This is a genomic window from Sphaerospermopsis reniformis, from assembly GCF_005402885.1.
GTDB classification, from domain to species: Bacteria; Cyanobacteriota; Cyanobacteriia; order Cyanobacteriales; family Nostocaceae; genus Sphaerospermopsis; species Sphaerospermopsis kisseleviana.
Window position 1 is genome coordinate 1 of sequence record NZ_BJCE01000190.1, and the last position, 10,668, is coordinate 10,668.

9 protein-coding genes are annotated in these 10,668 nt (G+C 36.7%); 6 read left to right on the forward strand and 3 right to left on the reverse strand.

The window, feature by feature from the left end:
- Positions 1 to 55: 55 nt before the first annotated feature.
- Complete coding sequence (locus FFR48_RS20685) at positions 56 to 250, forward strand: hypothetical protein (protein WP_162501925.1); 195 nt, start codon at positions 56 to 58, stop codon at positions 248 to 250.
- A gap of 649 nt (positions 251 to 899) precedes the next feature.
- Here FFR48_RS20685 and FFR48_RS20690 read toward each other — a convergent pair.
- Positions 900 to 1,814, reverse strand: coding sequence for an alpha/beta fold hydrolase (locus tag FFR48_RS20690; RefSeq protein ID WP_137668672.1), 915 nt, complete (start codon positions 1,812 to 1,814; stop codon positions 900 to 902).
- A 98-nt stretch (positions 1,815 to 1,912) separates the two neighbouring features.
- Positions 1,913 to 2,620 (reverse strand): sterol desaturase family protein, encoded by a 708-nt coding sequence (locus FFR48_RS20695; RefSeq protein WP_236104133.1) that lies wholly within the window; start codon positions 2,618 to 2,620, stop codon positions 1,913 to 1,915.
- 605 nt (positions 2,621 to 3,225) lie between these two features.
- On the opposite strand from FFR48_RS20695, the gene FFR48_RS20700 reads away from it, so the two are divergent.
- Together FFR48_RS20700 and FFR48_RS20705 are read left to right on the forward strand one after the other, a co-directional pair.
- On the forward strand, positions 3,226 to 3,672 hold the full coding sequence (locus tag FFR48_RS20700; protein WP_137668674.1) for an Hsp20/alpha crystallin family protein: 447 nt from the start codon (positions 3,226 to 3,228) through the stop codon (positions 3,670 to 3,672).
- Between the two features lie 326 nt (positions 3,673 to 3,998).
- Positions 3,999 to 4,895, forward strand: coding sequence for a shikimate dehydrogenase (locus tag FFR48_RS20705; RefSeq protein ID WP_137668675.1), 897 nt, complete (start codon positions 3,999 to 4,001; stop codon positions 4,893 to 4,895).
- Between the two features lie 162 nt (positions 4,896 to 5,057).
- Here the strand turns inward: FFR48_RS20705 and FFR48_RS20710 are convergent, their stop codons facing one another.
- Positions 5,058 to 7,052, reverse strand: coding sequence for an ATP synthase subunit B family protein (locus FFR48_RS20710; RefSeq protein WP_137668676.1), 1,995 nt, complete (start codon positions 7,050 to 7,052; stop codon positions 5,058 to 5,060).
- A 589-nt stretch (positions 7,053 to 7,641) separates the two neighbouring features.
- Here FFR48_RS20710 and FFR48_RS20715 point away from each other — a divergent pair.
- From FFR48_RS20715 to FFR48_RS20725, 3 genes are all read left to right on the forward strand, one after another.
- The gene (locus FFR48_RS20715; RefSeq protein WP_137668677.1) at positions 7,642 to 8,859 is read left to right on the forward strand and encodes a succinate--CoA ligase subunit beta; all 1,218 of its coding nucleotides are present in this window, start codon (positions 7,642 to 7,644) and stop codon (positions 8,857 to 8,859) included.
- Between the two features lie 114 nt (positions 8,860 to 8,973).
- Positions 8,974 to 9,858: a succinate--CoA ligase subunit alpha gene (locus FFR48_RS20720; RefSeq protein ID WP_096567637.1), complete on the forward strand. Its 885-nt coding sequence runs from the start codon at positions 8,974 to 8,976 to the stop codon at positions 9,856 to 9,858.
- A 33-nt stretch (positions 9,859 to 9,891) separates the two neighbouring features.
- Positions 9,892 to 10,347, forward strand: coding sequence for a DUF29 domain-containing protein (locus FFR48_RS20725; protein ID WP_137668678.1), 456 nt, complete (start codon positions 9,892 to 9,894; stop codon positions 10,345 to 10,347).
- The last annotated feature ends 321 nt before the right edge of the window (positions 10,348 to 10,668 follow it).

Genomic DNA, 10,668 nt, shown 5'->3' on the forward strand with positions numbered 1-10,668 from the left:
GAATGGTAAAGTGGGATGAGGGGCTACTGGTCGGTGTGCGGACAGAAGATATAGAGTGGATGGTAGTGGTGATGGTCGTCTTAAAAGCAGAAGACAGACACCAGGCTCTGTTTGTGTATCAGGAGTCCCGAGTCGCCCGCCACCAGTCAGGTGGCACCAGTCAGTAGTGACCAGTCACCAAACACCAGACACCAGTCACCAGTCACCAGTCACCTGTCACCTGTCAACTACTCCCAATGTTGCTAAATGAGACAAAATATCAACTTTCGTAAACAAGTCATTGCATCAGAAAAAAAGAATGCTAGATTATATTCATAAGTTCAGAAGGACACAGAACAAGAACAACCAACCCCATCGGGCAATGACATAAGTGTCCCCCGTCAAAAGCCCAAACAAGTTTTAGGATTTACAACTTAAAGTGGCATTCCGACTATTATCTATAGTTGCGCCAAATCCCTAAGCGGAAAAACAGGAAAATGCTAAACTTGTGAGATTGTCCACCCCTAGTTATTGAATTTCAATCACTTACTTAATCCCAAAAATTTGAAACTAATCAATTCGCTAGAACCTGGTCAACCCTGATCAGGTTTTTAGGTTTTTATCAATTGACAATTGACAATGGACAATTGACAATTAACTTTCCCTAGAACGTCGATTCAGTAATGCTAGGTAATCTGTTTTTACCTTGTAGGGGCGAAGCATTCGGGTCATAACCTATCGCTGAAACCAGTTCATATTCTGTCCGAATCCTTCGCCCTTACGATTAATGAATCGGTGTTCTAGAAGGAAGAGGATTGAATGGAAAAATGGCAAGCTTTTATCTTTTTCCCCATAAAAAAGGGGAAGCTTTAAACCCTGAATGAATCAATTATCAATTATCAATTGTCAATTATCAATTATCAATTAGTAATAGATAAAACCCAATCGCGGAAAAGAGGGTTTATTTGATCAGGTGCTTCATCATGGGGACAATGACCAGCATTGATAAAATATTCTGTTAATTGGGGATAATATTCATGGAACTTTTGGGAACGTTCCCGCGCTTTCATCCAAGGATCAGCTTCACCCCATAACAATAATAAAGGACAAGTTAATTGCTTGAGTAAAACATCAACTTTTTCCCCTTGGGGAGTGCTAAAAACAGACACAAAAACATCTAAAGCACCTGGATCATAAGCTGGACGTTGAATTTCTGTAACTAATTGATTAGTAATTGCAGTTTTATCTAAATAAACCTTTTCTAAAGTACGACGAATTACCCAACGTTGACGCACATATTGAAATAATAAAGCCTGAAATAAACGTTGTTTAAAAGTCCATTTGACAGTGTTACCAATTAATTTCTGTAAGGGATTTTGTGCAGGTTGCATTTGCACTTGTTCCCCTTCCGTTTGCGAAAATGGACCTGCACTATTAAGTAATACTACCCCCGCAACCAAATCAGGATATTTTGCACCCACACATAAACAAGCATAACCACCAAGAGAGTTACCCGCTACAACTGTTTTTTCACCAATGACTTCACTAATAAAATCTCGCAGTTGTTCACGCCATAAATCCCCACTATACTGTAATTTCGGTTTTGCTGAACGTCCAAACCCTAAAAGATCAATAGCAAATACTTGAAAATCTGCACAAAGTCCAGTAATATTTTTACGCCAGTGATCAGTAGAAGCACCAAAGCCATGTACTAAAAGCAAAGAGGGGCGCTGGGGTTGTTTTTCTCCCGCTTGTACATAGTATACATTGTGTCCTCGCCATTGCCAGTATTTTCCGGAAATTGGATTTGTAGAGGGTGCTATATTTGTCTGCATTATCTAAATTAAAGTTAAGTGTTTTTTGATGTATTTATTTTCATTTTACTGTATAAAATAAAAATTTCTACAGCTTTTACGTATTATATTATATAATACTAATTATTCATCACATCTGTTTTCATCAACTTATCCCAAAAGCGAAAATAAAGACCATAATTGCAATTGAACTTGTGATGATGCAAAGTGTGATGGGTAGGTGTAATCCAATATTGATTCCAAAAACCGCGCATCCAGGAACTTGGGTAAACCTCATAACCTGTGTGATTAATCACGCCAAATAAAGTCATCAAGATCAATAACAAAACTAACATACTAATGTGAATGGGAATGATCAAAAGCAAAATCGGAATAATAATTGCTTGAATTATGCTCTCAAATGGATCAAAGCAAAAGGAAGTCCAGGGTGTTGGGTTAATAGATTCATGATGGACCTTATGAAACCGCCGATACATTTTAGGGTTATGTAGCCAGAAATGTGTCCAATAAAAATAAGTGTCGTGCAAAAACAAATATATAAACAGGCTTAAAGGTAAATATAACCACCCATATCCTAGAGGATCAAAATAAACTTTGGTATGTCCAGTTTCTATGATTTTCATCGTCAAAGCAACTAAGGGTGAAAAAATAAGACAGGATAAAATTGACCATTTAATTTCAGTGGAGATTTTGTTTTTGCGTCTATTGATATCTTGAAGACGACGATTTTCCCAAGACTCTGGTCTGCGAATCCACAGCAACCAATATAACAAGAAAGATACAATCAGGTATCGCAGGGAAAGAGAAAAAAATATGACTAAAGTCAAAATGCTAAATTCCGTAATTATAGGTAGCATGGTGTTAAAACGTATAAATTTATGTGTTTTAATTTTTGATTTATTTCGTAATCATTCAATAAAATTGTATGCACCTGTATAATATATCATGTATGATAATTAACAGTCAATTTATTTATTTATTTATTTATTTATTTATTTAAACAATTAATAAACTAATTAAGCTCACAGCAATACGGTTCGGTTAACGAGACTGACGTATTGTAAATATTGGATATCCCCCATTATCCCCCTGAAAAAAGGGGAAACAAACGGATTTTTAGGCATTCTTTGAATGGGAGGTTGGGGGGATTAAAACCTTAACTGACAATTAATGGAAAAGTATTGAGGTGAATTTTTGATCAAAGCCACCCATCTGGTTAATTTTCAATTGATATTTGTCGTGTAAACCGAACCAGAAATATTCGCGTAAACCGAAAATATTTATAATCGAAAATATCGGTTCGGTAATCATCATTTAATAAGTGATAAAAACCGGATTTACATTATTTTTGAACCTCACTAAGATAATAATCAAAGAGTTGATAAAAACAACTCAAACAAACAAACAACCAACAATATAGAGGTAAAAGTATATGACAGTTATTCGTTACAACTCCTGGAAAGAAATCGACACCTTAGAACGTCGCGTTAATCTTTTAGTAGAAGGATTTATACCTAATACTTTGAAAGAGTTAACTAATGTCCCGAAAATTCCTGCTGCGGAAATAATTGAAACTGATGATGCAGTAATTCTCAAGTTAGAAGTTCCTGGTATGGAAGCTAAAGACTTAGATATTCAAGTTACAGAAGATGCAGTTTCTATTAGCGGTGAACGGAAGTTTCAACACAAAGAAGAAGATAAAGCTAAAACCAAAAGTGAATTTTATTATGGTCAATTTCAGCGTGTAATTCCTCTACCTGTACCTATTCAAAATACCAAAGTTACCGCCGATTATAAAGATGGTATTTTGCATCTGAATTTACCCAAATTGGTGGAAGAAAAGAACAAAGTTGTGAAAATAAACTTGGGTGAAAATTAAGATTTAGGTAAGGATTCAGTAGGGGTTTAGCAGTGCTAAACCCGTACATGAGTCAACATATTTTAGGACTTGACTTACGCAAGATTGAACTCAAAACCTGATTTTTGCGTAGGGGTAATTCATGAATTACCCTTACTTTTGTATTGACTATTTCATCATCGGTGATGAAGTGGAAGTGTCAAGTGTTGTTTGGGTTGATGTATTAATTTAATCTCATTTAATATCTGGCATTTAGCCTGGTTGTTTAATGCAACCGGGTTATTTTTTTGGGGAAGTTACCAAAAATAAGTATAATTGCAATACGTTTTTTAAAAAACATGATGTTTATGAATCAGCAAGAGAATAATTATCTTCAGAAAATCACTGGAAAAACTAAACTTTTGGGAGTTATTGGCCATCCTGTAGAACATTCCCTGTCACCAATGATGCACAATGCAGCTTTGAGTAAATTAGGGTTAGATTATGTTTATTTACCTTTTCCTATTGCACCAGAAAATTTAGAAATTGCGATCGCCGGTTTTGCAGCTATTGGTGTTGTCGGTTTTAGTGTAACAATTCCCCATAAACAGGCAATAATACCTTTATTATCAGAAATTTACCCCATTGCTCAAGCTATAGGTGCAGTTAATACCGTCACTCGTCAAGGTGACATTTGGGTAGGAACAAATACCGATGTAGAAGGGTTTATCGCACCTTTACAAACCACCTATCATCAAGATTGGAGTCAGAAAACCGCAGTAATTTTAGGAAATGGTGGCGCTGCGAGGGCGGTTGTTGCTGGTTGTATTCAACTAGGTTTCTCAGCAATTCATATAGTAGGAAGGAACATATATAAGTTAAAAGCATTTAATGAAAGTTGGCAAAATTCACCCTTTGCAGATAAATTTCAAGTTCATACTTGGGAAGAATTACCAAACTTAATTCCCCAAGCTAATTTGTTAGTAAATACTACTCCCATCGGGATGTATCCTCATGTCAATGAATCTCCTTTAAGTGCAGAGGAAATGGTTAAATTACCTTCAGGTGCAATTGCTTATGATTTAATTTACATTCCCAAACCAACAAAATTTTTACAAATAGCAGAAAAACAAGGTGCAATTCCCATTGATGGTTCAGAAATGCTAGTTCAACAAGGTGCAGCAGCATTAAAAATCTGGTTACAAAATGAAGAAATTCCTGTAACCGAAATGCGCCAAGCTTTACAAAATTATTTGGGTTTTTAGGGATGGGTAATTGGTAATTGGTAATTGGTAATTCAATTTTGGATTTTGGATTTTGGATTTTGGATTGTTTTTGTCAATTCCAATCTAAAATCTAAAATCTAAAATCTAAAATCTAAAATTTTCTTCCCCAGTCACCAGTCACCAGTCACCAATTATGAATTATTACGGATTCCTCATATACCTTTCTTCTCCCTGGGAATTGTAGAGAAATAGGGGGAGGTTGGCATTTTCACTGATGACTCCTAAAGCCTGTTGCAAAGTTTGGAAGTGATTTTGTATATCAGGAGTAGGAGTTTGCAGTCTTCGGTCATACTCCGGGGTTAAACGGACAATAATACGTCCTTTGGGTTGTTCTTCAATTGTGAAAGTGCATAAACGTATGCCACTGACGCAGATTTTGCTTAAATCAGCCTGACTTTGTGCCAAGTTACCATAGAGTTGCTGTTTTTCCAGTGTCTGTCCTAAACTAGTAGAATAGGTTTGAATGAGCGACTGTGCTTGATTATAGATGGAACTATCTTGAGCAACCTGTTTAGCCGTCTGTATAGCTTGTTGCCAAGATGCTATTGCTTGTGTCCATTGATTTTTCGCCTCGAATACTTTAGCTTGATTTGCAAAGTTGGTAGCTTGTTGAAAAGTGGAGGCTGCTGCTATTTCTCTGGTAGCGCGGTTGCGTGCCAGTATGAGTTTTGGTTGATATTCCGCTAACAGTTTTTTGGCTTCCTCATTTGCTGTGCTGGTGGCGGGAATACTTTTCAAATCATTAATTACTTGTTGCCAAGCAAATTGTACTCTTTGCCAATCATTACCGGATTTAGCAGTAGCTTGACGCTGGTTGGCTGAATTAGCTACAGTTTTGGCTGTGGTAAGTTTTTTCTGCCATGACTCTTCATTCTGTAACTTCTGATTGATCGCTTTTAAATTGCTGTGATATTTGGGTAATTTTGCCTGCACCAAACTATATAGTTCATGACTAGGTTTAATAGCTTCCAGTGGTATAATTGCTTGTCTCCATAAAATTTGTCTGCTGCGAAGTTCATCTAAGCTAGTTGCGGGAGTTTGAATTTTTTGCTCTGCGGCGGCGGCGGCTTGTAAAGCTTTGATTACTAAGTTAATTTTTGTTAATTGGTTAGAAAAACTGGCAGCTAGTTCCTGCGCTTGCTGATAACGTGGAGACCATTGGGGAATTACTTTGAGATCAGAAATAACTTTATCCAGCTGCTGTTGTAGTGCTATTAGTTCTTGTGTAGATTTAGCTGTACGGATTGATTGCTGAGAGTTGCTTTTTAACTGATCGGCTGTTTGTAATTCTTTGCATTCACCAATCACACAAGCACGATTCAGAAAAAAAGCACCGCCTCCGCAAATGACAGTCACTCCCAAGACTCCTCCTAAGAGGATGGGTAAAGGTGGGAGTGGTAATGATATCGGCTGTCTTTTGCGTTTTGCTAGGCTTTCTGTCCCTGTAAATGGGTCAAGTTTTTCTTCTTCGGCTAACTCATTCTCACTCTCATTGAACAATGAGCTATTTGAGCTAAATGTAGCATCCGAGTTAAATAATGCCTCTGATCTTAGTATGGTATCTGAATTTAATGAATTATCTGAGCCAAATGAAAGATCGGAACTAAAGGTAGAATCAGAAATATTTTCTTCGGTTCGAGAACTCAATGGATGATCCAAGATATGATCATCTTTTAGTAAACTAAATGGATGATCCGATATATGAACATCGGTTACAGGAGATGAGAGATCAGGAATTTCCAGTGGGGGAAAAGTTAGCTGGTTTTTAGCAGCACCGTTATTAAAGCCATTGCTTGTTTCCAGGGACGTAATTTGCTGCTCTTTCTGTATTTTCTTAGCCTTGATAGTGATTGAATGTTTAGTATAGGGTAGTTTTTCTCCTGAAACCCTGACATAAAATTGCACCCTTTGATCATGATATTGAGATTGCCACTGGAGCGATTCCTCAAGGATGGCAAAGATTTTTTGGCTATCAACTGCTATACCTGGAGGGTGCTGAGTTAAAATCATCAGTGCGTCTTTCTGGACAGCGCATCTTACCTGGAGAACTGGGACAGATGGAAGTTCTACCAGTAGTTTTTCTTGTAAAATACTGGTTAAATGCTGGATATCTTCTTTTGGGAATTTATCTTTCATAATGTCTACTGCTAATGTTGTATATAGTTTTATAGTTTTTATTATCTTGGAGTAGATGAAATAAAGTTCTGGTCTTTGTCACATTCAGAATAGATGGTTTTACTAACTGTTTGACAAAACCCAATCATATACTGGTGTTTTAATATATAAGTATTTGATTTTGCTCAAGGCTGAACCTTGGTTTCCTGTCCCAGAGAACTAGTTTTTAACACAAAGTTCCATCTTTTACCAGAAAGCGAGTGAGCAGCAATGGTTTAGGATTCTGCTTTTTTATACTACTAGATCATAAATTAGACAATACAAATGCGAGTATAAATTATCCAGGAAAAAATATACAAGAAGATCCAAGTAATTTTTTAGACTGGCAAGTTGACCAAGGAGGATCAAAAGGTCTAATCAACCAAATAGCAGCGGTTGGGGTTTGAGAATTGAGTGTACCACTATTACTTATACTTAATTCGATAAAATTGATTCTTGCCAAATCAATTTTCTAGCAAACCGAAGCGTGATTATATAAATAAAGTGCTGTGAAAACGATGAGACAGCAATAAAAATTAGATTTGAAATTGTTAATACAAGGTGTGTACCAATGGATTTATTGGAGTACCAAGTTAAAGAATGGTTTGATAAGATGGGCATTCCTGTTTTACCATCTCAACGAATTGACCATCCTACAGATTTAAAACGTTTAAAAATTAGCTATCCGATTGTACTCAAATCGCAAGTACACGCAGATGAACGGGCTAAAGCTGGTGGAGTCAGAATTGTGGAAACCACCATTGATGCGATCGCAGCTGCCCAAAATATCTTTAATTTACCAATTTGGGGAGAATTGCCAGAGGTTTTACTGGCAGAAACTAAGTATGATGCCAAGGATGAATTTTATCTGGCCGTGGTTTTAGATACCGCTATCTGTCGTCCAGTGCTTTTAGGTTGCAAAGAACCAGATATTGATTGGGAATCTCCAGGGGAGAAAATGCAATATGTGGTGGTAGAACAGGAATTTTCGCCATTTTATGCCAGAAGACTGGTTTTGAAAATGGGCTTACAGGGTGCGCTGATGCAGTCGGTAAGTGATATTGTAGAAAAAATGTATAAGTTATTTGTGCAGAAGGACTTAGATTTAGTAGAGATAAATCCTCTAGCTGTTAGTGTTTCTGGGCAAGTTATGGCACTCAATGGTAAAGTTAGAGTTAATGAAAGAGCAATTAACCGACATCCAGAAATAGCCAAAATGGCGGCAAAAATGATTGGCCGTCATAAAAATAGCAAGATCAACAGTATCTTGGGTAATTGGGATGGGTTAGAAATACACGGCAAAATAGGTATATTGGGCAATGGTACGGGTTCGGTGTTGACAACCTTGGATGCAGTTTTTAATGCGGGTGGTAAACCAGGTGTATCTTTAAATTTACGACATTCTTTCTTGACTGATACTGAACCGACGACATTTTGCGATCGCCTGGAAAGTGGTTTAAAAATGTTGGCTGCTGATAAAAGCATTCAAGTGATTCTGATTAACTTTTTGGGTTCTATTCCTCAAGTTTCTCAGATGCCAGAAGTAATTGCTAATTTTATCCAACTAGATCCAAAAGAACTCAAATCTTATACGTCTAACGGAAGTAAATATAAACCGAAAAACTTACCCAGGTTGGTTGTCCGTCTTGCTGGTTTTGATTTTGATCAAGCTAGGAAATATTTAGCTCAACTCAAAGCTGAAACTGAGACGCTGATAGTAGTAGAAAATTTAGATGAGGCTGTTCAACAAGCAGTCTGTCTAGCTAAGTTACCAGCTTACAAGAAGTAGTAACAGGTGACAGGTAACAAAGCAATTAAAAATTAAAAATTAAAAATTTCTCTTTTCCTGTTCCCTGTTCCCTGTTCCCAATTCCCAATTCCCAATTCCCAATAACTAAATTTTATGAACTTAAAACCAGACAGTAAAGTTTTAATTCAGGGTTTTTGTGAATTTATATCAGCAACTCATATTGCTCAAATGAAGGCTTATGGCACTAATTTAGTAGCTGGTGTTGATCCTGGATGTGGTGGAAAGAAAATCTACAGTTTGCCAGTTTTTGACTTAGTAGAGGAAGCTATCTCAAAATTTGGACAAATTGATACAACCATTATTTGTGTCCATCCTTATCAAGTTTTGGATGCAGCTTTAGAAGCGATCGCCTCTAATATTAGACAGATAATTATTATTTCTGCTGGTGTACCACCTTTAGATATGGTGAAATTACTCCGCACTACAGAAAGTCATGAAATTTTGCTAGTAGGTCCTAACAGTCCAGGAATTATTGTTCCTGGTAAAATTCTCTTAGGCACTCAACCTAGTGAATTTTATACCCCTGGATCTGTGGGAATTGTTAGCCGTAGTAGTACCCTGACTTATGAGGTAGCCTGGGAATTAACCAAAGCTGGTTTAGGTCAGTCGATTAGTGTCAGTATTGGTAGTGATGCTATTGTCGGTTCTTCCTTTTCTCAATGGTTGCAAATTCTGGATGAGGAAGAAACTACAGAAGCAATAGTTGTAGTCGGCCAACCAGGGGGAGAAAGTGAAGAAAATGCTGCAAGATACATTGCTGAAGCTATTGATAAACCAGTCATTGCTTATATTGCAGGTAGACACGCACCGCCAAACAAATATTGGCATCAAACAGGAAATATAGCAACCGTTGTGAAACGTGATCCCAATTTTGGCACGACTCAAAGTAAATTAGCGGCTTTCCAAGCTGCACAAGTTCCTGTGGCTGAATATCCTGCTCAAATTCCTCAGTTGTTGAAGAAGGTAATACATAATTGAAAGTATAAGAAGCAAATTAGGTAGAGATCAGCAATGAAAATCACAGATGATTTAGCATCTCTTTATGAGATTGAATATGATCAATGGTTAGAACAAACGATTAAATTTTTAAAACAAAACCAATGGGAAAAATTAGACAAGGATCATTTAATTGAGGAATTAGAAGAATTGAGTCGGCGAGAAAAGAAAACATTAGAAAGATTCCTTGAACAAATTATCAGACATTTACTGCTACTGCAATATTGGCATAATGAATATGATTATAATGCTAATCATTGGCAAGCAGAAATTTTGAGTTTTAGGACTCAAATCAATGAAGATTTAACCAAAAACTTCAAAAATCATTTACAGGAAAATCAATCCATAATTTATGAAAAAGCACTCAAATATGTAAGACAAAAGACAGGTTATAACATTTCATTTCCAGAAAATTGTCCTTATACTCTCGAACAATTACTTGATATTAACTGGCTTCCCAAAAATAATTAAAGGATAAGATCCCCAACTTTTTTTAGTTTCATGTCAATGAATTGTCTTTAGACCACAGTCAGGGCGAAGCATTCGGATGATAGTCTTAGGTAAAAACCGATAATTAATTGTCCGAATGCTGATGCTTCCAGCACGCTTCGCGAACGCGCCTATATTGTTGACGCGAAACCTAAATCAAAATGTGGTTTATTTAGGGTTTGCTGAATAAACTTAAAACCTTGATAAATCAAGGGTTTCAGGTGGAAAATCAGGAAAAAAGTGCAAGGGTTTTGAAGGGTATACCGGAAAAAGTGTGCATTTTTTGGGATTTCAAGAGATGGC